Source organism: Bacteroidota bacterium, from assembly GCA_037133915.1.
Lineage (GTDB): Bacteria > Bacteroidota > Bacteroidia > Bacteroidales > CAIWKO01 > JBAXND01.
In genome coordinates this window covers 81,564-106,455 of record JBAXND010000006.1, presented here as the reverse complement: position 1 = coordinate 106,455, position 24,892 = coordinate 81,564, and the positions used below count along the sequence as shown (strand labels likewise).

The 24,892-nt window shown below is 42.5% G+C and carries 21 protein-coding genes; 9 read left to right on the top strand and 12 right to left on the bottom strand.

Annotated features, from left to right (window positions below):
- The first annotated feature begins 34 nt into the window (after positions 1–34).
- Entirely contained in the window at positions 35–256 is a 222-nt protein-coding gene (locus WCM76_03735; protein ID MEI6764727.1) for a hypothetical protein, read from the top strand.
- Between the two features lie 59 nt (positions 257–315).
- Entirely contained in the window at positions 316–717 is a 402-nt protein-coding gene (locus tag WCM76_03730; protein ID MEI6764726.1) for a hypothetical protein, read from the top strand.
- A gap of 19 nt (positions 718–736) precedes the next feature.
- Here the strand turns inward: WCM76_03730 and WCM76_03725 are convergent, their stop codons facing one another.
- From WCM76_03725 to WCM76_03690, 8 genes are all read right to left on the bottom strand, one after another.
- Positions 737–2,200, bottom strand: a complete 1,464-nt coding sequence (locus WCM76_03725) for a collagen-like protein (GenBank protein MEI6764725.1) — start codon at positions 2,198–2,200, stop codon at positions 737–739.
- Between the two features lie 5 nt (positions 2,201–2,205).
- Entirely contained in the window at positions 2,206–2,694 is a 489-nt protein-coding gene (locus tag WCM76_03720) for a T9SS type A sorting domain-containing protein (protein ID MEI6764724.1), read from the bottom strand.
- A gap of 220 nt (positions 2,695–2,914) precedes the next feature.
- Positions 2,915–3,565 (bottom strand): SOS response-associated peptidase, encoded by a 651-nt coding sequence (locus WCM76_03715; protein MEI6764723.1) that lies wholly within the window; start codon positions 3,563–3,565, stop codon positions 2,915–2,917.
- Positions 3,566–3,582: 17 nt separating this feature from the next.
- Positions 3,583–4,848 (bottom strand): OmpA family protein, encoded by a 1,266-nt coding sequence (locus WCM76_03710; protein MEI6764722.1) that lies wholly within the window; start codon positions 4,846–4,848, stop codon positions 3,583–3,585.
- 179 nt (positions 4,849–5,027) lie between these two features.
- Complete coding sequence (locus tag WCM76_03705) at positions 5,028–7,403, bottom strand: M1 family aminopeptidase (protein MEI6764721.1); 2,376 nt, start codon at positions 7,401–7,403, stop codon at positions 5,028–5,030.
- A 34-nt stretch (positions 7,404–7,437) separates the two neighbouring features.
- The gene (dut, locus tag WCM76_03700; GenBank protein ID MEI6764720.1) at positions 7,438–7,872 is read right to left on the bottom strand and encodes a dUTP diphosphatase; all 435 of its coding nucleotides are present in this window, start codon (positions 7,870–7,872) and stop codon (positions 7,438–7,440) included.
- On the bottom strand, positions 7,869–9,356 hold the full coding sequence (locus tag WCM76_03695) for an oligosaccharide flippase family protein (GenBank protein MEI6764719.1): 1,488 nt from the start codon (positions 9,354–9,356) through the stop codon (positions 7,869–7,871). The genes dut and WCM76_03695 overlap by 4 nt, the downstream gene beginning before the upstream one ends.
- Positions 9,357–9,507: 151 nt before the next feature.
- Positions 9,508–10,356, bottom strand: a complete 849-nt coding sequence (locus tag WCM76_03690; GenBank protein ID MEI6764718.1) for a hypothetical protein — start codon at positions 10,354–10,356, stop codon at positions 9,508–9,510.
- 240 nt (positions 10,357–10,596) lie between these two features.
- Between WCM76_03690 and WCM76_03685 the strand changes: the two genes are divergently transcribed.
- Genes WCM76_03685 through WCM76_03675 form a run of 3 tightly spaced genes read left to right on the top strand, consistent with a single transcriptional unit; the run spans position 10,597 to position 14,211 of the window.
- Positions 10,597–11,598, top strand: a complete 1,002-nt coding sequence (locus WCM76_03685; protein ID MEI6764717.1) for a sugar phosphate nucleotidyltransferase — start codon at positions 10,597–10,599, stop codon at positions 11,596–11,598.
- 35 nt (positions 11,599–11,633) lie between these two features.
- A complete protein-coding gene (locus WCM76_03680) occupies positions 11,634–13,382 on the top strand; it encodes a tetratricopeptide repeat protein (protein MEI6764716.1) in 1,749 nt (582 codons plus the stop codon).
- A complete protein-coding gene (locus WCM76_03675; GenBank protein ID MEI6764715.1) occupies positions 13,375–14,211 on the top strand; it encodes a DUF4292 domain-containing protein in 837 nt (278 codons plus the stop codon). The genes WCM76_03680 and WCM76_03675 overlap by 8 nt, the downstream gene beginning before the upstream one ends.
- Positions 14,212–14,214: 3 nt before the next feature.
- Here WCM76_03675 and dnaG read toward each other — a convergent pair whose 3' ends face one another.
- Positions 14,215–16,188, bottom strand: coding sequence for a DNA primase (gene dnaG, locus WCM76_03670; GenBank protein ID MEI6764714.1), 1,974 nt, complete (start codon positions 16,186–16,188; stop codon positions 14,215–14,217).
- Positions 16,189–16,357: 169 nt separating this feature from the next.
- Here dnaG and WCM76_03665 point away from each other — a divergent pair, with 169 nt between their 5' ends.
- From WCM76_03665 to WCM76_03650, 4 genes are all read left to right on the top strand, one after another.
- Positions 16,358–16,768 carry a hypothetical protein gene (locus tag WCM76_03665; GenBank protein ID MEI6764713.1) on the top strand — a complete coding sequence of 137 codons (411 nt, stop codon included), beginning with the start codon at positions 16,358–16,360 and terminating at the stop codon, positions 16,766–16,768.
- Between the two features lie 322 nt (positions 16,769–17,090).
- The gene (gene ileS / locus WCM76_03660) at positions 17,091–20,465 is read left to right on the top strand and encodes an isoleucine--tRNA ligase (protein ID MEI6764712.1); all 3,375 of its coding nucleotides are present in this window, start codon (positions 17,091–17,093) and stop codon (positions 20,463–20,465) included.
- 23 nt (positions 20,466–20,488) lie between these two features.
- Positions 20,489–21,721: a histone H1-like repetitive region-containing protein gene (locus WCM76_03655; GenBank protein ID MEI6764711.1), complete on the top strand. Its 1,233-nt coding sequence runs from the start codon at positions 20,489–20,491 to the stop codon at positions 21,719–21,721.
- A 21-nt stretch (positions 21,722–21,742) separates the two neighbouring features.
- Complete coding sequence (locus WCM76_03650) at positions 21,743–22,357, top strand: lipoprotein signal peptidase (GenBank protein MEI6764710.1); 615 nt, start codon at positions 21,743–21,745, stop codon at positions 22,355–22,357.
- Between the two features lie 71 nt (positions 22,358–22,428).
- On the opposite strand, the gene WCM76_03645 is transcribed toward WCM76_03650, so the two are convergent.
- The 3 genes from WCM76_03645 to cdd form a co-directional block, all read right to left on the bottom strand.
- A complete protein-coding gene (locus tag WCM76_03645) occupies positions 22,429–23,292 on the bottom strand; it encodes a universal stress protein (GenBank protein MEI6764709.1) in 864 nt (287 codons plus the stop codon).
- A 9-nt stretch (positions 23,293–23,301) separates the two neighbouring features.
- On the bottom strand, positions 23,302–24,165 hold the full coding sequence (locus tag WCM76_03640) for a ChaN family lipoprotein (GenBank protein MEI6764708.1): 864 nt from the start codon (positions 24,163–24,165) through the stop codon (positions 23,302–23,304).
- 143 nt (positions 24,166–24,308) lie between these two features.
- Positions 24,309–24,809 (bottom strand): cytidine deaminase, encoded by a 501-nt coding sequence (gene cdd, locus WCM76_03635; protein MEI6764707.1) that lies wholly within the window; start codon positions 24,807–24,809, stop codon positions 24,309–24,311.
- Positions 24,810–24,892 lie beyond the last annotated feature (83 nt).

Below are 24,892 nucleotides of genomic sequence, written 5' to 3'. Positions count from 1 at the left end.
GGTTTGTAATGGAAAATCATAAAATTATTTTTAGATGAAAAGAACATTACTAATCATCGCCATAGCCGCAATCTCTGTTATTGGCGCATCATCATGCAAGAAATGCTATAACTGCCAGTATAAATATCAATTTATGGGTGACACGATACTTGTTCCCTTCCCGGAAGAGTGTGGCAAAAAAGCTGATCTCGACATTTGGAAAGCAAGCAAGGAAGCAGAAGCCAAAAGGCACGGTGTTACGCTCACCTGCGAATAAGCGAATCTGATTTTTATTTTATTACAGCGCCATCACTCGAGGCGTTAATAACTTCCATTATGAGTACTTCATCCTGCCAAACAGATTCCGCTGTGCAAGGAAGGCCGCCTTATCCGGTGCAGCTCCAGTTATATGTGCGTATGACGCTGGTTTTGTTCGTTGTGTCTGCACTTATGATTACCAGCACTTTGATTGCTGCTGCGTTTTTGCGCGATGAGTTGGCAAAACTGTGTATCTGCACATCCAATAAGCTGGCATGGGGCTGGATATTTTTGGCAATAAGCATACTGCTGTCACTGGTATCAGGTACCGCGGGCATTTTCTGCAGCTGCAGAAAGCCCATAGAGCAACGCCGTTTCATTCTTCCTTATACAGCACTGCTGCTGCAAACAGCGACCTTCATCACAGGTCTGATTTTTATGATTCTGTTCGGCGCTTACCTACTCAATGTAATTGGATAATTGATTATTTATTTTACTCTTATTCTGTTTCTGAAACAGTATAGGTAATAGTTGCTCCTGTAATATAAATATAACCAGAATCCCAATGTGGTGTTGCGTAGGCGCATAAGTAATATGCCTTTCCATTGCTGTTATCTATAATTACCGGTGTACTCGGAATTACAGTACTAGTTGAAAAACCGGGGTTGCCTGAAGAACTTGCCGTTGTAATAGTAGTGAATCCGTTGCCATTCATGACGTACGACCTTAATTCCATCGTCAGATCCGATGCTGAAGCATCAAAGTAATAAAATTTTACTGCAGTTACAACTGCTCCGTGAGGCAGGTATACCGGCGCAGTAATCCATCCGACGGCGGTGCCGGTAATGTATGCCTCTGTGAAGGTAAGACTATTAACATAACCATTTGCGGATGCTGCCGGCAGGAATGCATTTGTTGGTACAGAATAATAACAAACTTTTGGAGTGTTGTACTTAAACCCTGCGGCTTTAATGGTATCGTTACTGTATACTTTACCATTGAAATAACCGCCCCATTCCAAAAGGTTATTATCCTGGAAGCCAAGTGCGCCCCATGGTTTTGTGCCATCATTGAATTTTACCAGCCCGATAACTCCCGCGCTGTTACCATAATTATCATCCCAGCGTGTTCCCATTAAACCATAATGGTATGGATATCCAAAAACCGTATGCCCAAGTACTCCGGCGAAACTACCGGTAAGGTTGATACCTGTACCATTCACAGAGCCGTTATTCAAGCCGCGGATAGCATGCTGACCGGGCGTATGACCATATATTTGAGACGAAATACCTGTGGTAGTATCCTGTACATCCAACCTGAAGCCCGGAGCAGTTGTGCCTATTCCAACTTTCGCTCCGTCATTATAAATAGCGCTGTTTGCAATCCAGCTTGTTCCATTATAACGTAATGTTTGGCCGGTAGTTCCAATTACTAGAGGTCCGGTCGGTCCGGTAACACCTTGCAAACCGACAGAACCAGTTGCACCAGTTGCACCTTTAAGTCCTGTTGGCCCTGTAATACCCGTAATTCCTTGCAATCCTGCCGGTCCGGTCGGTCCGGGAGTTCCGGAAGCTGAGGCATAAAGGGCATAAGGAACAGATAAAAGTTGGCTCACACCGACAATATTATACACTACTCCACCCGATGGATCCGTCTCGGTTTTCACAAAATATGGACCTGCAGCCCAGTTGATTGCCGAAAAATTATCAGTTGTTGTACCGCCTCCTATCTCTATCATCACAAGTCCGTTTGCATTAGTTGTGGCAGAATGCGTCTCAGTATATACTGAGGATCCGCTGATAGACCCTTGCAAAATGCTGACACGTATTCCCACCAGATGATTGGTAACAAGGTTATTCGAATTATTGCGAACCACGGCCTGATAGCTAAACCTTTGTGGGCTCTGGGCCCAAGTCGTTCCAATAATTAATAAGGCACTCAAGAGTAATGTTACTTTTCTCATGACAACTATCGTTTAATTATTTTAAATGCTTTCACTACAAGTTTATCCTCGATTACATCTAGAAAATAGGAACCTGGCGTCAGATCGTTCATAGAAATAACAGTTTCATTCGTAGTCAGTTTTTTATTTGCAAGAAGATGCCCACTAATATCAAATAGCTTGTACGAAAAGGACTTAAGAAAACAGTTTTCAACCTTCAACGTTAGTTCGCCCGCCGTAGGATTTGGAAATACAGAACATTGCAACATGATTCCGGTATAAGTCTCCATTTCAGTGATAATAGATATTTCGAACGGCTGTTGAACACCTTTTGCAACCGAGCCTATTGTTGAGGTATCTGTTGTATAAACCACCTGACCTACAGTATAGCTTACCGTTCCTGAACTTCCAACAGCGTTACCACCGGAAGCAGTGACAGTGGTTTGTGCATTAAGTTTCGAAAGATAGATACTGCATAGTATCAATATTATGAATAAATGTCTGTTTTGTCGCATAGACTCTTGAATTGCGAAGTTTTTATAACACATTTCATGGAGAATATGAAAAGAGATTTCTCTCTTTGAATTGTTATTCTCGATTCAAATATAAAAAATAAACAAATCATTCACGCTAAACAGAGATATTTAACACTAAATGAAATGACAGAAGATAATTGTTTGCTTATTCAACAGAGTCACACCGTAATCGTTCTGTGAAATTATTTTTAGCGGGATGCTAAAAATTATTTAGAATCTCGGGGCTGTCATGTGCCGGAGAATTCACCGCTGAAGATATTTTATACGCTTTCATTTCCTCTGCAGGGTAAGGTTTCAGAAGCTCTAGCAATGCGCGTTCGTCTGTCTCTTCTAGCCATTTTTTTTCTGCTTCGCGTGCAAGTATAACGGGCATACGGTTGTGAATACCGGTCATCAGCTCGTTTGGCGTTGTGGTGATAATGGAAAAAGTGCGCAGTTCATTTCCTGCTGCATCCATCCAGCTATCCCAAATGCCGGCCATTGCAAACGGCTCCCCGGAGCGGAGCATGATGCGGTGCGGTACTTTAATTTTCTCTTTTTTCCATTCATAAAAACCATCAGCAGGCACCAGGCAGCGTCTTCTTTTGAACGAACTTTTAAAAGATGGTTTTTCCAGGATGGTTTCCGCACGCGTATTTATCAATTTATTTCCGATAGAAATATCCTTCGCCCAGAAGGGCACCAAACCCCAACGAAAATAGCTTAAAATACCGGGTTCAGCATTTGAAATTACACCTAAAAACTGTGTCGGGGCGCAGTTATAACGCGGTAAATACAGTTCATCAACGCTGATATCGAATCGTTCCTCAACGAGGTTTTTTGGCACCGAAAATCCGAATCTTCCACACATAACAGAACTGTTTAAGTTCAGAACGAAACTACTTTTATTTCAACGCGGCGATTCATCTTCATTTTGTCTTCACTGCGCGCATCAGGATAGAGCATTCTTGATGCGCCATAACCTTTGTGAGTCATCCGCTCCTGCTGAATACCTTCGTCGGTCAACCAGTCATTTACAGCCTTGGCGCGCATTTCAGAAAGCTTCTGGTTCCAGTCTTCAAGTTTATTGCAATCGCTGTACGACGACGGACAGTTCACATGCCCTTCAATCTCAATGGTAAGATTTGGATATTTTTTGAGCGTACTTACCAGATTATCAAGCGAAGGATAGGACTCGGGCAAAATTTTATCGCTGTTTCCGGAAAACAGGATATTATCAAAAATGATGTTGTGCCCGACTGTAATTTTATCAAGTTCCACTTTTAAATTAATCGTGTCAGCAATAGCACGCGTTTTTATTTCAGTCGAATAATCGAAATATCCGTAAGCGCTTATTTTAATTAAATACGTTGTTACGGATACAAGTGTGGCCGTTCCTCCGCTTACACTATCAAGCGTGATGATGGGCGGTCCCAGCGTATGTTTCTTGACAAATATTCGGATGTTGGATTTTACTGCGGTCTGACTTTCTTTATCAACAACCGTAATATTCAGAATACTGTGGTCATCTGCGTTTTGTACAGGCTTAGGCCTGTCTTGCTGATTCTCTGCCGGCACCACTTTTTTAGTTTCGGCCGGAGCCTTACAATTGCAGTAATGCAGTTTAATGATATGCCCTTTTCCGTTAGGATAGACATTATCCACAACCAGATAATATACTTCACCTTTTTTCACGGGAAGGGCTTTTGAATAACATGCTCCCGGCCCCGAATGTATAAATTCTGAGGGCGCATTTAATGAAAGTCCGGTCATGCTTTTTAATGAAACATCGTTGCGCGAAATACAGCTGCGTACCGGCTTTACCTTATTTTCTTTTACATCATCGCAAAAGGTTTTTCCTACAGCTTTAAACAGAATGAAATCGTAATCGTCTTTAAGTTCGAGCGGAATAATATCAAGGGTTAGCAAACAATCTCCCTTTGCCCTAAACCAGTACCATACCGTATTATGTTCCTTCTCAAAATTATACAGGCCACTCGGGCTTCCGCTAATTTCCATCACTGTTCCAAAACCTGAAGGCGCTGTTGTTGGTCCAAAAACACTGTCTTTTATTTCAATAGGATGCAGGCAATCGCTGTTCTCGGGCTTTAACACAAATTGTGTTTGTGCCAACGAAACAAGATGAAACATCATTATAAAGAAAAATAAAAAGAACGTTCTGTAATAGTGTGTCGCAACGCCGGCGGGGGCCTTATTATGCTCACCGCGACAAAAAAATACAGGAATGCGACAATTGGTTTTCATTTAGTTCTCTGTGTACTTCTGTGGATGCTGTTGAACTCTTTGTTTAAATTATTTTTGTTCTATCGTGTCTAGTTGGAAAGTATAATTGTTTTTTCGTCCAGCACGTTGCCCCCTTCGCTCATCAGTTTAACAAAATACGCACCATTGTTACCATTGCCGGGGCGCCATTTTATATTTTTCTGCAAGGGTTTTAATTTAATATTGTCCACTTCGCGTGATGAGGAATCATAAATCCGTATGTATGCAGCATCTTCCTGATTAAACGAAAAAGTAAATGAATTATTTGACGGATTCGGGAACACTTCGAGCATTCCGCGACCCTGTTTTTCATATTGCGGCACACTGCTTGCCTGCGGAATACCTACAGCAAAGGTATATTCACCGGGTTTCAACGTGTCTATTTTAATATTGCCCGCAGTTGATGCGCCTTGTTTTGTAAAATGAACCCGCTTCCAGTCATCGGCAACATTTCTGCGATAAAGAAGCACCAGTGAATCAACAGAGGCTGCCGTCGGCAACAGTATATTATCCAGGTATCCGCTCGAGGTGCTGGTTGTTCTGTTGTATTTGAAAAGGGCTGTTGCATGAAAGCCTTGAGGGAAAATGCCGTCCACTTTCCAGTAACGGTAATCGGATAAGCGGTTGATGGTAGGGTCGGGCGTTTTAAATGGGTCGGGGGCAACAAAATTATGCTCCACCCGCACAAAGGCTGAATCGGTAATGGTAGTTGTATTTAACGAAAAATAGGTCGTCGGAAAATCTTTGTTTCCGGTGTTTTTAATAATCTGATAGCAATCGGTTGTTGCATCTGATATTTTTTCTTCTTTGTCCATCATTACAAAATCCGGTGTGAATGGCACATTGAAGGTTTTAGAACCATATTGTCCTGAGAATTTTATGGTATCAGTATACTGTTGCCAGTTATTTTTCATGAAGGTAACCTCAAGAATATTTGAATTGGCGAAAGCCGGAGCATGGTCCAAGCGCTGCCTCACAAACACGGTAGTGTTATTTCCATTTGTATTGAAGGAATCAATTGAAAAATGCGGGAATCCTGCATTAAACACCCATGCATTAAAAAAGTCGTGCATGTCAACGCCTGTCTGAAGACTCAGAAAATCGCGAAGTTCAGTTGAAGAGCAAGGCTTAAAAGCATAAGCATTCATCCAAGCCTTTACAGCTGTAAAAAATAAATTATCACCCAGATATCCACGGAGTGTGTGAACCACATCAGCACCCTTGTCGTACACCGTTTTTCCATACGTATATTCATGTGGAATACCGTATAATGCCCTGTATCCGGCATCTTCAACATGGCAAAACTGTACTACATCTTTGTGTTTATCGCGCGTGTATGTCTTGGAAACTTCCGCTCCGTAAATGCCTTCAAAAAACACCGATTCGCTGAATGTTGCCCAGCCTTCGTTAATCCACATATCGCCGGCCGTACGGCAGGTAACCAAATCGCCAAACCAGCTGTGTGAAAGTTCATGTGCATACAGATATTCATATCCCAACGAGCCGTTGAGTACGGAGTTCGGATAAGCGATGTTTGTTGCATGTTCCATAGCACCCGCCGAAAAGGGTACGCCCACGTATCCAACACGTTCCCAACGATAAGGCCCATAACGGTTCTCAAATACGGCAAGCACATTTTTAAGATTAATAAATCCGTTCTTCGCATCAGTAGTATCGTAGGGTCGAACGTAAAGTTTAATGGGAATGTTGCCGGCGATTCCATTATACGTGTCGCTTATGCACGAAAGGTCTGCAACTGCTACAGAAGCCAGATAGCTGGGTACATTGTTATTCAAACGCCAGTAATAGGTGGAGGTTCCGTCGCCGTTGTCGGTTACGGAAATAAGCGTACCGCCGCATACGGCCTTGTTTGTATTTTTTACGCGGATGTGGCAATCATAGGTGGCGCGGTCAACAAACTCATCGATACACGGAAACCATGCCCGACCGAAACAATGCGGGTCGGAGGTAAACGCTACACCGATGTTATAAGCGTAAGTGCTGTCATTGGTGAAATAAAAACCGCCCCAACTGCCGTCCTCCTGCGGATGACCGTGATACCTTACTCTCATAATCAAGGTATCGCCCATGTTGATGGCCGTTCCCGGAAATACAGAAAGATTGGTGTCATTATAAATAAAATTTGCCGTCGGAACGCCGTCAATCAGCACGGAATCAATGACCATTGTGAGCAGTTTAAAATTGAGTTTGCTTACATTGTTGATTCGTGGTGTTACTTTAATATCGGTATAACCGGAAATTGTTTTTGTTGATAGATGGACGATGTCGAGTCGAATATCATAGTTCAGAACGTCAAGAGTGTCGGAAACTATTCCCGGAAGCGTGCGGACCGTTGCGAATGAAAAACACGGAATAAGAATAACAATATTCAGGATAATTAATCTCAGCGTTCGGAGTAATTTCATGGAATGAATTATTGAAAGATTTTTAATAATACCACTATTTTGTTCCGGTATGTCCAAATCCGCCGGCGCCTCTTGAAGATTCGTCAAGTTCGTCAACTGCATTCCACTCGGCCTTTTCATGTTGCGCGATTACCATCTGTGCAATGCGTTCGCCGTCTTTCACTTCAAATTCTTTATCAGACAGATTTACCAGAATAACTTTTACTTCACCGCGATAATCGGCATCAATGGTGCCGGGTGTATTCAACACGGTGATTCCTTCTTTAATAGCCAGTCCGCTGCGCGGCCGAATCTGTGCTTCATACCCTTCAGGGAGCTGTATATATATACCTGTCGGAATCATGGCGCGCGCCAGAGGTTTAAGAATAACCGGACGTTCTATATATGCCCGCAAATCCATACCGGCGCTGTGGTCGGTTTCATAATGTGGCAGCGCGTGATGCGAACGGTTCACGATTTTTATAATCATCGTCTGAAAATCTTTTTAAAACTTAGTTTTGAGATGAGCTCATGTTCCATGTAATACACAACAACGATAAAGGTCACGAAAAATACAGAATTCACGGTTAGTCTGAGCCAGTATAACTGTATATCCAGCAATGCGCTGATTCCATAGAGCACCGCAGATAGTATCAGGAATGTAAGTATTCTTTTGAGATCGTAATAGATGTAATAGTGTCGTTGCCCGAGAATAAAGGAAACCACCATCATACAAAAATAGCAGATAAATGTGGCCCATGCCGAACCCATAAAGCCCAGAACAGGAATAAGCGTTAAATTAAGAATGATTGTTATAATGGCTCCGAACAGCGAAATATAGGCGCCAAACCGTGTTTTATCGGTGAGCTTGTACCATATTGAAAGATTGTAAAACACTCCCAGAAAAAGGTTCGCCATAAGCAGTATCGGCACAACAGGCAGTCCGACATAATATTTTTCGCCAACAAAGAATTTTACAACATCGATATACATCATCACGCCCAAAAAAATCAGCGAGCAGGCTAATACAAAGTACTTCATTACATCGGCAAACACCTGTTTTGCGTTGGAATCTTTGGCGTTGGCAAAGAAAAATGGCTCTGCCGCATATTTAAATCCCTGTATGAAAATGGTCATCAGAATGGAAATCTTGTAACACGCCGTATATATACCCACTTGTTCCATTGCAATATCTTGTGGCGACAGGTATTTCAGAAATATCCTGTCCATGGTTTCATTAATAATTCCGGCGAGCCCGAAAATAAGTAAAGGAAGAGCGTACTTCAACATTTTTTTCAGCAGCGGCCAGTCGAAACTGAAATGAGATTTACCCCCGCTCAGGAATAGGAAGAACAGCGTAGCGCCGCTTGCAATGAGGTTTGCAATGAAAATATAGCCAACGCCTGTATTTTCATTATAGATAACTGAAATTACATGTGTAAGTATTCCGTGTTTCAATAAATAAGGGCATAACAGAAGATAAAAAAGATTCAGTATTACGTTAATCCCGATGTTCAGTATCTTGAAATAGGCAAACCGTTTTGCTTTATTTTCGGCGCGTAGTTTTGCAAAAGGTATGGTTGATAAGGCATCGAAGGCAATAATCATGGCAAACCAAACAACGTACTCGCTGTGTTTGGGATGAAGTATGAGGTCGGCAATGGGTTGTGCAAATGCCCAGGCAAACAGAATGAACAACACAGAGCTCACCGAAAGGCTTGTCAGAATGCTTGAATATACCCGATCCTTATTATTCTCATTATTATAATACCTGAAAAATGCTGTTTCCATGCCATAGGTCAGCAGCACAATAAGGAGTGATACGTATGCATACATTTCGCCAACAACGCCATAGCTGTCAGGTGCAAAAATGCGGGTGTGCAGCGGTACCAACAAGTAATTGAGCAGACGTGCAACAATAGTGCTTGTACCGTAAATGGCTGTCTGCCCTGCAAGTTTTTTTAAGGGGTTCAATCTGTGAGGTGTTTACAAAACAAAAGTAATAAAATTAGCATATGCCGAAGCAGGATTAAAACGCATGTTGTACAATCGTATTGTGTGGTGGTCTTCATAAAAAAGCCCACGGCTTTGACAACCATGGGCTTTTTGTTTTCTTAACATCAAATCAGCCAACAACAACGGTATAAGTAACACCGTTAATCACAACGTAGATAATATTGTCGCAGGTGCCGTCGCCGTAATCAACGGTAATAGTTGCATATCCCGGATTAATAATATCAATTTTGCCTTTTTTAATGTACCAGCATCCCACCTGCACTTCAAGAGGAAGCGTTATATTTACAGTGAATGTTGCGCCATTAATATCAACCCCGTTGGCCGAACCGCTGATGCGGTACTCATCGTCAAGCCAGTTCATATAGGTATTGTATCCTGCAAACCATTCGTTCTGGCGGGTTGATGTCCAACTGATGGTTCCGTCAGTGCTTGTCACACTTGCGCCGGTTACATTTACCGAGTAAATAGGGTGTCCGGCCTGGTTGTGCCCTAGATTGGTGATTACTTCTGTTCCGGTAACCGAATAGTCTTTACCGCTGATGATTTCATGGAAATTCTGAAGTGTTGAAGTTACAACGCTATTCGAATCAATATAAGGTGCTGATATGGTAGAAATTATTTTTCCGCTTCGGATAATGCCGTCGGTTCCAGTGCATGCCGTTCCAAAATCAAGGGTTATGGTTTTCGGATAACTGAATCCTCCCGGCGTAATGTAAGTTACCGGGCATCCCTGAATTGTATCCTGAATATTTTTTGATCCCGTGTAACGGGCACCCTTGTTCACTTCATTGAACACATGGCTGAAAATATTGTCGGCAGTAGAATTATCCTGTGCCGAACGGTAGTTTGCCTTTTTGTTAGAATCATCGGAAGTGTTATCCTTTTTACAAGATGTGAATATGGCTCCTGATGCGAAAATCGCAATTAGGATCATGACGAACGCTTTTCTTCCTTTCATGGCTATGGTTTTTTTGGCTTGGTTAAACAGATGTTTGATTTGTGGGGTTCCACTGTTTGAACGAATGCCGTGCAAAATTTATTGCACAGTCTTATCCATTGCCGTGAAACTCCCCGTGACAAATATAGAATTTTTCATTGTCCCTATGCACTAAATCACTGTTAATAGCAAAAATAAGGGATTCAAAATATTATTACCTTTGCAGTCCTGTTATTAAATAGAGCGACTAAAAATAATGTAATGAGAATAATCATACCGATGGCCGGAATGGGTAAACGCATGAGGCCTCATACTCTTACTATCCCCAAACCGCTTATTCCGGTTGCCGGAAAGCCCATCGTTCATCATCTCGCCGAAACAATAACTTCAACGGTTAAAGAGCCTATAGAGGAAATTGCCTTTATTATCGGGGATTTTGGAAAAGAAGTAGAACAAAGTCTGCTGGATATCGCGGCAAGTCTCGGTGTTCCCGGTACGATTCATTATCAGCATGAGGCACAAGGAACCGCCCACGCTGTTCTGTGTGCCGCATCGGCATTGAAAGGACCGGTTGTTGTGGCTTTTGCCGATACACTGTTCCGAGCCGATTTTACCATTGACACCAAAAAAGACGGCATCATATGGGTACATAAAGTTGATAATCCGTCATCATTCGGCGTAGTGAAAGCCGATGCGAACAACATCATCACAGATTTCATCGAGAAACCAAAAGAATTTGTTTCAGATCTGGCAATCATCGGTATTTATTTTTTCCGCGACGGCGAAAATTTAAAAAAAGAATTAGACTATCTGATTGATAATAAAATTACCGGAAATAATGAATACCAGCTTACCGATGCGCTTAAGAACATGCAGCTGAAAGGCATTCGGTTCTCTACAGCAGTTGTTGATGAATGGCTCGATTGCGGAAATAAAAATGCCACGGTATCGGCCAACGGCCGCATGCTCGATTTTCTTCCCAAAGAAAAACAGATTTCTGCTTCGGCAGCGACCACTACAAGTATAATCATACCTCCTTGTTTCATCGGAGAGAATACCGTAATTGAACATTCGGTGATTGGACCGCATGTAAGCATTGGCAATAACACAACAATTACCCGTTCGGTTATCAGCAACAGCATAATTCAGGATTATTCAATGCTTACGCATGTTGTGCTCGATAATTCAATGGTGGGAAGTTATGCCGTTTATACCAAAGATGTAGATGTTATAAGCCTGGGCGATTATTCTGTTTGTGAATAATAATTGCAGGTTCACGGAGTTTTAATCCAATGAACATGAGAAAATTTCTAATAGTTGCCCTTATAATCCTGATTCCGGGGTTTGTTATGCTTTCATGCAAAACAAAGCAGCAATCCAAGCAGGGAGCTCCTGAAATGCCTTCCGGGAAAAGGCTTACGCCGGAAGAATTGCTGCAGAATACGGCATTGTTTCTTGATGCAAATAAAGAAAAATTTCTGGGTAATGACGATAAAGCGCTGGGGCTTTTTGCGCAATGTATAAAACGAAACCCGGCCTATGATCCTGCTATGTACGAGATGGCATCACTGCTGAATAAGCGCAGACAATACGAAGATGCTCTGGTGCTGATACGAAATGCAATGAAGTACAATCCGGGCAATAAATGGTATCAGGTATTGCTCGCAGAAATTCTCATGAATAAAAGGGATTATAATGACGCCGTTAAAGCATATAAAACCCTTTGCGAAAAATTTCCGAACGACCTTGAAAATTATTATAAATGGGGCGAAGCATGCCTGTATGCGGGCAGCTATTCCGATGCTATAAAAGCATATGACGCGATTGAGAATAAGACAGGAATCTCTGAAGATATTTCCATTCAGAAAGAAAAACTGTACCTCCAGATTAATAAGCCCCAAAAAGCGATTGAAGAAATAAATGCACTGATAAAGCAGTATCCCAACGAAACAAAATATTATGGGCTTTTGGCTGATTTGTATATGGCCATAAATCAAGCAGACAAAGCGTTTGAAACCTATCAGAAAATTCTGCAGATTGACCCCAACGACCCCGTAGCCCATCTGTCTCTGTCAGAATATTACAGAGTGCAAAATAAAAAAACAGAATCATTCGAGGAACTTAAAAAAGCCTTTTCAAGTCCGGCTCTGGATATTGATACTAAAGTAAAAATATTGCTGGACTATTATACGGCCGCCGGTAATAATAAAGAAATCTCGGAACAGGCTTATACACTCGCCAATTTGCTTATTCAGGCACATCCTGATGATGCAAAAGCATATTCTATTTATGGCGATTTTTTAGTGCGCGATAAACGCTATAACGAGGCCAGAGATACGTACCGCAAAGTTATTTCCATTGACAGCAGCCGCTATGTGATTTGGGAGCAATTGATGTTTCTTGAATCAGAACTGGGCGACTACAATGCCTTGTTGAAAGAAAGTGAACGCGCCATCGATCTTTTTCCCGAGCAGGCGCCGCTTTACATGTTCAACGGAGGTGCACATCTCCAGTTAAAAAATTATTCCGGCGCTGTCAAAATACTCAATATTGGATTGAAATTGGTGGCCACAGATAAATCATTGCAGTCAAAGTTTTACACCTACTTAGGCGATGCCTATTATAAACTCAATGATGCCGACAATTCTTTTGTTTCATACGAACTTGCACTGGCGGCCGACCCACAGAACGACTATGTAATGAATAATTACGCGTACTACCTTTTATTACAGGGAAAATACACAGAAAAAGCTGTTGCAATGGCAAAAAAGGCAAACGACCTGAAACCCGGAAATGCCAACTATTTGGACACATACGCCTGGGCTTTGTATAAATCAGGCAAACTGGATGAAGCCATTCAATATCAGGAAAAATGCATGCAGGCCGGTGGCGATAAAAATGCATCTGTACTTGAACATTACGGCGACATGATGTTTAAGTCGGGGAATAAAGACAAAGCTGTGGAATACTGGCAAAAAGCCGCTTCAATTACAACCCCATCAGAACTGTTGAATAAAAAATTAAAGGATAAACAGCTTTATGAGTAAAACAGCGGCCGCAAGTCTGCCATTTCTGTTGTGTGTATTTCTACTTTCAATTCTTGTTGTTTCGTGCAAGACCGAACGCCAGGTTATCATGGAGCCCATCAGGGAGCAGGGTCCGGAATACCTATTTCAACAGCTTAAAAAAAACGAATTGCAGTACAATACCTTATCGGTAAAATTTTCCGCCGAAGCCGAAGTGGATAACAAAAATCAATCGTTCTCGGGCAATCTGTACATTATCCGCGATAGCCTTATTTGGGTATCAATACAAAAATTCGGATTGGAAGCCGCACGACTGATGCTTACCAATGATACGGCAAAAATGATAAACCGTATCAATAATACCTATTTTATTGGTGATTTCGATTATGTGAATGAACTGTTCAATACCGATTTTGACTTTGATATGATACAAGCGCTCGTTACCGGGAACGACTTTCGCTATTATGAAAGTACACAGTTCAGGGCAACGGTTGAGAATAAAAATTACAAGCTCAGTACGGTCAACCGAATTAAACTGAAGAAATTCGTGAAGCGAGACAAAGAAGCTCAGAAAGTGCTTATTCAGGATATCTGGCTCGACCCCAAAACCTTTAAAATTGAACACATTCTGCTTAAGGAAGTAAAAAATCAAAACCGGAAGTTCGAATCATTTTATTCTGATTTCACCGACCTGGAAGGACAAATGTTTCCAAACACGGTAAAGTGCGAGATAACAGAAGAAAAAAAGATAACGGTAAATATACGTTTTGATAAGATAACGCTGAATAAAATAGAAACCGCGTCTTTCAGAATTCCCCAGAGTTACCAAAGGGTAGAAATGAAAAAGTAAAAATCATCGGGTTATCACGCGACCCAACACACCATTTGCCTCGCGGTATTGTTTTTCGTACTCCTGCAGTTTAGCAATAAGCAGCATACACTCATCAATTTCTCCGTTTTCCTGAGCAATCTTTATGTTGTCCTGAAACTGCTTCTTCTTTCGTTCCAGCTGCCGCGACTTAATTGCATGCAGGGTAGACATTACGTCGCGCGTCAGTACTTTTTTGTCGTCATCGCCATGTACAGGCACATGGGTATTATTTTTTGCTTCCCAGTTGGGACTTAACTGGTGCGGATTACTCAATAAATCAACAGACAGTTTTGAAATGGCCGCATCCCCATGGTTTATAAAATACTGTTGATTCGGAGGCGTTTTCTCAGAAACCAGTTTCATATAATCATCAAAAACCTGATTGTACAAAGTATTGGTGAATTCAATCGTTAATGCCTGCGCAATATCCTGTATAAAAGCCGAAACCGTGAGCGTATGATATTCTTTATGTCCTTTCTCATCTTCGTTTGAAAACTGCATTTCCATTTCACCGTAATTCAGCAATAACGAAACCAGATGTTTTTCATGGGCCTCGCTGTCGAACGGATTAAACAGAATCTGTGGTTCCGCATCGAATGTTGTTGGTTCGGGCGCCTCATCTTGCTCGTCCTGCCCGGCGTTTTTTTTCAACCGTGCCCGCAGCACCTTGTTTAACTCATTCCACAATACCTGTTCGCCCACGTCCAGCCGCCCGCTGCATTCTCTCACGTAAAATTCTCTCGATACGGCATCCGGAATAATCGAAATCGTTTGCACAATTTCTTTTACCAGACCCGCTTTTTTAACCGGATCACCACCTGCCTCTTTCAGCAGCAGGTTCGATTTAAAAAAAATGAAATTTACTTCGTTGGAACGAATATAATTATTGATTTCTTCCCGACTGTGGCTTCTCGCGTATGAATCCGGGTCTTCGCCGGCAGGCAGCATTACAATTTTTACATTCATGCCTTCCTGAAGTATCATATCGGTACCCCGAAGCGATGCCTTGATTCCCGCTGCATCTCCGTCATAAATAATCGTAATGTTGGGTGTGTAGCGGCGTATCATTTTAATTTGCTCGGTAGTGAGCGATGTTCCTGATGATGCTACTACATTCTCAATACCCGCCTGTACAAATGAAATTACATCGGTATTGCCCTCTACCAGATAGCATAAGTCGGAAGAGGTGATGCTGTTCTTTGCAAAAAAGATTCCGTAGAGGGTTTTGCTCTTATTGTAAATTTCCGATTCAGGACTGTTGACGTATTTCGGCTTGCTCTTGTCAGATGAAAGAATGCGCCCGGTAAACCCCGTTACTTTTCCCGAAAGGTTGTGAATAGGAAACATCACGCGCGCCCTGAAACGGTCGTAATACTGATCTTTGTCTTTCTCGATAAGCAGCCCCGACCTTACCAGCGACTCAGGACTATACCCCGATTTGATGGCAAGCGTTGTGAAATCGTCCCATTTTTCCAGACAATAACCCAGTTCGAATTTGCGAATAATCTCAGGCGTGAATCCCCGTTCTCTGAAATACGTTAGCCCAATGGCTTTTCCTTCTTCAGCTTCATGAAGGTTGTGCACAAAATGCTTTGAAGCAAATTCGGTAATGTTAAGTAATGTTTCGCGCTCGGTGAGCGCCTGCTGTTGCTCAGGACTGATAGCCTTTTCCTCAATTTCAATATTGTATTTCCGGGCAAGGTATTTGAGCGCTTCAGGATATGAATAGTGCTCATGCTCCATCACAAAATTTACCGAATTTCCCGCTTTCCCGCAGCCAAAACACTTATATATGCCCTTGGCCGGCGATACCGTGAACGAAGGTGTTTTTTCGTTATGAAAAGGACAATGACCGAGCATATTCACGCCACGTTTTTTCAGCGTCACAAAATCGCCAATCACCTCGTCTATGCGGGCTGCATCAAGTATTGCCTGTATGGTATCCGGTCCTATCAATTGAGGGTTGATTAAAACGCTAAATTAACCTAATTTTCCCTTGCCGGGAAATAATTTCAGCGCGAAAAAGAGAACATAACAGATAACAAGAGCATCATCTCCCATTATTAATTATCCGGGGCTGATTATTTAATTCCCTATTTTTGCCTGCAAACCGGGTATTTTGGTAATGAGAATAAAATTTCATTTTCTTTCCGTGATTTTAATAATTGCGGTTCTTGGAGCATGTAAAACAACAGAACATAAGCTGCCATCAAAAGAAATCAAAGGCACGCCGCAGCAGGTAGCTGAATGTTTTTTCAAATACCTCGGCGACCTTCGCTTTGACGAAGCACGACAACTTGCTACCGAAAAAACCATCAAAACGATAAACTTTGTAGAAACCCTTTCGCAATTGGGTGGCGGTGGTCAAATCATACTGCACGATAATAAATCGGAATGCACCGGCTGTATGATAAACAATGACGAAGCAATATGTTCCTACCGCACCTATTCCGGAGGAGAACAAAAAGTGTATCTGCTTAAACAAAAAGGTCGCTGGAAAGTTGACCTGCGTAAGGATGTCACTGAAAAAAAATAGAGAATTCAGTTTTCGTTTTTAATGCAAATCCAATATCTATTATTGGACGTCATATGTTAATTTCACAAAAGAATATCTTTTTTTTTCATTTCAGACAACCTTTTATATTTTATCGCTGTCTTGAAGGTGTTAAACCCTAAATTGTGCTTCGGTGTTTTAACGTCCCTAAAGGCACCGGCACTAAGACCAGTTCCCATAATTATGTAAACAGTCCCGGTGAAAATCGGGACTGTCCCTTTTATTGCTGCCGCCAAATGATCTCCGTTTCACATTTTTTTCTATCTTTGCACCCTTTATCTGGCGACTACACAAAACACTGAAAATGAGCAGTAAATACAACGAATACAAACAACTTGAGCTGACACGGATAGCCGGCGAAATCGGACGGTTTTGGGAAGAAAACAATATTTTTAAGAAAAGCGTGGAAACCCGCAAAGGCTGCACGCCCTACGTTTTTTATGAAGGGCCGCCATCGGCCAACGGGAAACCCGGTATCCACCACGTTATGGCACGCGCCATCAAAGACCTGTTCTGCCGCTATAAAACGCTGAAAGGGCACCTTGTTGAGCGCAAAGCCGGTTGGGATACACATGGTCTTCCTATCGAAATTGCAGTTGAAAAAACACTGGGCATTACTAAAGACGATATCGGGAAAACAATATCAATTGCCGATTACAACAATGCCTGCCGCAAGGAGGTGATGAAATATAAAGACCAGTGGGATGACCTTACCGTGAAAATGGGCTACTGGGTTGACCTCGAGCATCCTTATATCACATTCGACAACAAATATGTGGAGAGCGTATGGTACCTGCTCGGCAAACTTTACGATAAAGGACTGCTTTATAAAGGATATACCATTCAGCCTTACTCTCCGGCAGCAGGCACCGGCCTGAGCTCACACGAACTCAACCTTCCGGGCTGCTACAAAAATGTGAAAGACAGCTCGCTGGTGGCCCAGTTCCGTGTTGTTGCAGATAAACATCCGGTAACGGAATCGCTTGTGAAATCAGCAGGTTCGGAATTATTCTTCCTCGCCTGGACAACAACTCCCTGGACACTGCCTTCAAATACGGCGCTGGCCGTTGGAAAGAATATAGAATATTCGGTAGTAAGCACGTTTAATCCATACAGCTACCAACCTGTTAATGTTATTCTGGCTACCGCTTTGATGGAAAAATATTTTCCTGAAAAAAACGCCGGTCTGGCCATGGAAGATTACAAAGAAGGCGACAAAAATATTCCGTTCAAAGTTCTCGGAAATCATAAAGGGTCAGCTCTTGCAGGGATGCGGTATGAACAGCTGATGCCTTATGCACAGCCTGCAGACGGGGACGCATTTGTGGTGATAGTTGGAGATTTCGTTTCTACCGAAGACGGCACCGGCATTGTGCATATTGCCCCCAGCTTTGGTGCCGACGACTTCCGCATGTCAAAACAGTTCGGACTCGGCTCTCTTACGCTGGTAAATAAACTGGGAAAATTTGTAGATGCGATGGGTGAATTTGCCGGTCGCTTTGTTAAGAGTGAATATTACCCGGACAACGATCCTATGCGTGAGCAAAATGTGGACGTTGATATCATTATCAAATTAAAAAAAGAAAATAAAGCTTTTAAAGCCGAGAAATACGAACATTCCTATCCGCATTGCTGGCGAACCGATAAACCCATTCTTTACTATCCGCTCGACTCCTGGTTTATCAAAACCACAGCCTACAAAGAGCGAATGATTGAATTGAACAAAACGATTAACTGGAAGCCCGAAGCTACCGGTACCGGACGATTCGGCAACTGGCTCGAAAATCTTGTGGACTGGAATCTTTCGCGCTCGCGCTTTTGGGGTGTGCCCTTGCCTGTATGGGCCAATGCCGACCACAGCGAACGCATCTGCATAGGCAGCATCGAAGAACTGCTGAAAGAAATAGACCGCTCGGTAGAAGCCGGTTTTATGAAAGCAAATCCTTACAGCGACTTTATTCCCGGCGATATGTCGGTAAGCAATTACGCAAAAGTTGACCTGCACAGACCTTATGTTGATGAGATTGTCCTTTCTTCGCTCACGGGCGAGCGCATGTACCGCGAAACCGACCTTATTGATGTGTGGTTCGATTCAGGAGCCATGCCTTACGCACAATGCCATTATCCGTTCGAGAACAAAGAATTTTTTGATACAAATTTCCCTGCCGATTTCATCGCCGAAGGCGTTGACCAGACACGCGGATGGTTTTTTACCCTGCATGCCATTGCCGTGATGCTGTTCGATTCAGTTTCATACAAGACCTGTGTTTCAAATGGATTGGTGTTAGACAAACTCGGGAATAAAATGTCGAAACGTCTGAACAATGCCGTTGACCCGTTCGAAACCCTTAATAAATACGGTCCTGATGCAACACGCTGGTATATGATTACCAATGCGCAGCCCTGGGATAATTTGAAATTTGACCTCGAAGGTATTGGTGAGGTACAACGTAAGTTTTTCGGAACATTGCACAATACCTACGCTTTCTTTGCGCTTTACGCGAATATTGACGGGTTTACTTATACCGAAGCGGAAGTGCCGATGGCGTCACGTCCTGAGATAGATCGTTGGATACTCTCAGAACTGAATACGCTTATTAATGATGTTGACGGCTTTTATGCTGACTATGAACCCACCAAAGCAGGTCGTGCCATTCAGAATTTTGTGGACGAATACCTGAGCAACTGGTATGTGCGTTTGTGCCGTCGTCGTTTCTGGAAAGGGGAATATACTGAAGATAAAATAGCCGCTTATCAAACATTGTATCGCTGCCTTGAAGTGCTTTCACACCTGATGGCACCGCTGGCTCCTTTCTTTGCCGACAGGCTTTTCGTTGATCTTAACGGAGTTTCGGGAAGACTGAAAGCAGAATCGGTACATCTGAGCGAATTTCCTGTTTCAGATACAAATCTAATAGATAAAGATCTGGAACAAAGAATGCAACTGGCACAGAAAATATCATCGTTGGTACTCTCGATGCGCAAAAAAACCAACCTGAGGGTGCGCCAGCCATTGGCAAAGATTATGATTCCAATGCCCGATGCAGCTACCAAAGCTCAACTTGATGCAGTTAAAAACATCATACTGGCCGAGGTAAATGTAAAAGAACTTGAATATATCGATGCAGGTGCAAGTATTCTTGTTAAAAGCATCAAAGCCAATTTCAAAAGTCTCGGTTCCCGCTGCGGTAAGATTATGAAGCAGGTTGCGGCAGCCATCAGTGCGTTCACTCAAGAGGATATCAACAGTATTGAGATGAATAACAGCTACATGCTGTCAATTGAAGGTCAGGATGTTGAACTTACATTAAGTGATGTTGAGATTGTTACCGAGGATATCCCCGGCTGGGTCGTATCTGCGTCGGGAAATATTACGGTTGCACTTGATATAACTTTGACGGATAAACTGAAGGAAGAATGGATTGCCCGCGAACTGGTGAATCGGATACAGAACTTACGTAAAGACAATGCGTTTGAGGTGACCGATACCATAGACGTTCAGATTGAAAACCATGCCGAAATTATTTCAGCGGTTAACAATAATTTTACATATATTTGCAGCGAAATTTTGGCAAAATCACTTAAAGTGATTGATAGTATTGAGAATCCCGAGAAAGTTTTATCAGAAGTAACAGACGAAATTAAAGTTAATATTCTCATCAGGAAGAGTACGGTATAATTCTAATTACTAAATTCTGCATTATGAAAAGCAAGGATAAAGCAAAAGCCAAAGTTCCGGCAAAGAAAGCAGCCAAGCCTGTTGCAAAAACCGTTAAGAAAGCCACCCCGGCAAAACCTGTTGCTAAAAAGCCCGTTAAAAAGGCTGCTCCGGCAAAAAAAGTTGTGGCTAAAAAGGCTCTTCCTAAGAAAAGTGTAATTAAAAAGGCTCCCGTAAAAAAAGTGGTTGCAAAAAAAATCGTTGCTAAAAAGGCTCCGGTGAAAAAAGTGGTTGCAAAGAAGCCCATTATAAAAAAGGTTGCCGTTAAGAAAGTGGTTGCAAAAAAAATCGTTGCTAAAAAAGCTCCGATTAAAAAAGTGGTCGCTAAAAAGCCCGTTGTCAAAAAAGCTCCGGCAAAAAAGGTGGTCGCTAAAAAGCCGATTATAAAAAAGACTCCCATTAAAAAAGCTCCAATCAAAAAAGCTGCGGTAAAAAAAGTTGTGTCCAAGAAATCGCCGGCTAAAAAGATTGTAGCGAAGAAGCCCGTTATAAAGAAAGCCCCAGCTAAAACTACTATTGTGAAGAAAGTTGTTGTTAAAAAACCTGTTGCAAAAGTTGCTCCGGCAAAAAAAAGTTCGACGAAACCGGTTGCTAAAAAAACAGAAGTTAAAAAGGTGATTCCGGCAAAACCGGCTGTTGCAAAAACTCCGGTTAAAATTACTCCGGTTGTAAAACCAGCACCCAAGCCTGAGCCTGTTAAAAAAGCGCTTCCGAAAGTTGTGTCAGGAAAAAAACCGGTAGAAAAACATTTGCCGAAAATTTCATTTCCACCCGCCGCATTGGCGCCCAAGGTAGTACCGCCGAAAGAGTTAACAAAAGAAGAACAAACGAGACAACGATATTCCGACGAAGAACTGCTGGAATTCAAGGCGATAATTATGCGTAAACTTGAAGAAGCACGTCACGACTTTCAGTTGCTGACCGAAGCATACTCCAACAGCGCAAGTGCCGACATTATGGATACCGCGCCCACTTTCAAAACTCTTGAAGAAGGTTCGCAAGTGCTTTCTAAAGAAGAAAACAGTCAGCTCGCACTGCGTCAGGCAAAATTCATCAAATCGCTTGAGAATGCACTGATTCGTATTGAGAACAAATCATACGGCATCTGCCGCGTTACTGGAAAATTGATTTCCAAAGAGCGCCTCAGAAGTGTGCCTCACGCCACCCTGAGTATGGAAGCCAAGCTTATGCAGCATGTTCGCAAAGATTTATTATAGGTATTGTTCAAAACTGCTGCATTGAAAAGGGCGATTTTAGTAACCTTCCTGATATTGTTAATAGACCAGCTTGTAAAGTTCTGGATCAAGACGCATATGTGTATCGGCCAGTCGTTCGAAATATTTGGACCCTGGTCGCAAATACACTTTATCGAGAACAATGGCATGGCATTCGGGATGGAGTTTGCCGGTCGCTTCGGCAAAATATTTCTTACCGTATTTCGTGCAATTGCCATTGGCGCAATTGGCTGGTACCTGTATACGCTCATCAAAAAAGGCGCGAACAAATGGCTGGTGGTTGTGATGTCTCTGATACTTGCAGGAGCCGCCGGAAACCTTATCGACAGTGCTTTCTACGGTCTTATTTTCAGTGAGAGCACTCCATTTGACGTTGCACAGATATTTCCACACGGTGGTGGATACGGAACATTCCTTCACGGCAAAGTGGTGGATATGCTTTATTTTCCAATGATGCACGGCCATTTTCCAGCCTGGCTGCCATTTTGGGGCGGCGAAGAATTTGAATTCTTCAGCCCTGTATTCAACATTGCCGATTCTTCCATCACTGTTGGTGTGCTTGCTCTGCTCGTTTTCCAGAAAAAACTGTTCGCCAAACCCGAAGGCATCGAGAAATAGACTTTAGACAACAGATATAAGATAATAGAATAAAAAAAGCTGCCTACTGCGGCTTTTTTTATGGTGTCTTTTTACACACAGGGCAGGTAGAGGTCATCTCTTGGATTGAGCAGCAGTACCGGAATATCGCGCGCTGCGGCAATGATGCGTTTCTCGGGCGGACCAATAAAATAATCGTCGATGCCGCGTTCGGGGGTAGCCATTAAAATAAGCATATCGCCATTATTGGCACGCGCAAAGTCAAGCGCAAAGCGGTCTATGCTTCCCCGTATAGTGCCGGCATTCTTTTCTTCAAAGACAACTTCAGCAGTATCAAAAAGTTTTTTTATAGAGGTGAGATTATTTTTTATCTGCGCAGCAAAGAATGGGTCACGGTAAGTGCGGCTGACAAGGTAAATGCGCGAACGGTTCAACTTACTGAAAAAACCTGCCCACGAAGATTTTTCTTTGGCCTCTTTATTAAAATCAACCGGCATGATGATATTCTGAAACATATTGCCTTCATGGCTTATGTCCTGCACCACAAGAATCGGTATGCGCAGCTCACGGAATTTATTAATAATTGATTTTAAAGAAAAAAAAGCATTCTTTTCTTTGCCTTGAGCGTTGAATCCGGCAACCATCATGATGGCATTTATGCGCTCATAAAATGTAGAAATCACATGATCTATCTGCCCCTTGAACACATAAACACTCGTATTGATGCCTTGTTTTGAAATCACATCATTGGCAACGGGAATAAGTTTTTTGCGAATTTCAGCCTTAGCATGGTCCCATTGAGTCCAGGTTTTTGCTTCACGACGGCTCACAGCATACACTATTGAAATTTCGCAATTAAATATCCTGGCCATACGAATACCGCACTGCAGCGCATTTTTCGCAACGGTAGTATAATCATAAGGAACAAGTATCTGCTGTTTGGGCTTATCGGCCATTATTCAGGGTCAGTATGTTTTGGTCATGTCGTCGGGCACAACGATTATATAATCAGCTAATAGAATATATTCTTCAGAAAGTTTGTCAAGCTGCGATTGCTCCACGGTAGCAATAGTAAGCACTTTCATGTATGGGTCAAGGCGTTTGAGGTACCACATCATGGCCTCAAAATTATCGGAATGGTACGATCCGTTGAAGTGCAGGAAGCATTTGTTTTCGGCATTGTTTTTATTGATGAAATATGCCATGGTGGCATCTTTTATCGCCTGTGCTTTTGGAAAGTTGGGTGTTACCTGATGACCGCCCATATTCATTTCAAGCATTTTCTTATAGCAGTCCAGTTCTCCGTCATAATCAACCGGAAGTGGGGCAAACAAAAGTTTTTCTTCTGCCGTAAGGGCATCTAAGGCTTCAAATCCGCCTTTATTCACCATGGACGCATATTTGCGAGGAATGTTGGTAGCAATGAATTTCAGATTGGTATTACGTGCAAATTCTACAAGCGGCCTGTAATCGGTTTCATAGTTGGGCCAGAGCCGAACATGGGCACTCATGGAATCTTCGTTAATCTCACCTTTCATGTATTTATCGAGCTCGGCTTGATTATCGGATTCAAACATTTCGGCACCAAGAATAAGATCTTGTTTTTTAAGCTTGAACAGCTCTTTGGCAAGTTGTAATTCCAACCAGTGTGACACAGGATTATTGTGTAATTCTCCGAAAAGCACTACTTGGCAGCTTGCTGCATCCTTTACCAGTGAACTGAAATTTGCCTTTTTCCCTTTGACGTTGTATAACTGGTAAGCAGGTTTGTCATTTGTCATCGCAGTGAAAATGATAAACAAACTAATCAGAAGTAGTTTAACTTTCATACAGTCCCGTTTTTGGTGAGTACTTCGCTTCCCTTTCTCCGGGAAAGTACCCGGAAATTTCTTCTGAAATGCCCCTGAACAACACAATTATGGCGCACCCGGAAAATCCGTGCTAATATAATAATATTCTAACTAAAGGCGGATTATTGACCGGTTTTTCTTTTTAAAAGGCTTGAATCGAACATGAAGGGTAATACTGAGGAAACGCCCTGCACAACATGAACTTCACCGGTTTCGCCCATCATCAGAATACGCATGGGTGCCTTGGAAAGCATCTCATATTCTGACATCACCTGCCGGCAAGAGCCGCAGGGTGTAACGGGGGCATTTATTACAAAATCTTCCGATTTTGCAGTAACCGCAATTGCCTTCACTGCAACACCCGGATGAGTGGCAGAGGCAGCAAACAGGGCTACGCGCTCGGCGCAAAGGCCCGAAGGGTAAGCGGCATTCTCCTGATTGTTTCCGGTAATGATAAGTCCATTTTCGAGCAGAACAGCCGCGCCTACCAGAAAACGGCTGTATGGTGCATAGGCAGAATTTGATGCCTCCCTGGCTTTCATCATCAGGGCTTTGTCATCCGGCTTAAGTTCATCAATGTTGCTGTATTCTTCAACAGTGATACGGATATTGGTTTCTCTCATCGTTGAACGTATTGTCTTTTCAGATAATGGGAGCGCAAAGATAATAAAAACCTTTGAATTACGGTCTTGTTAATGTTTAATGT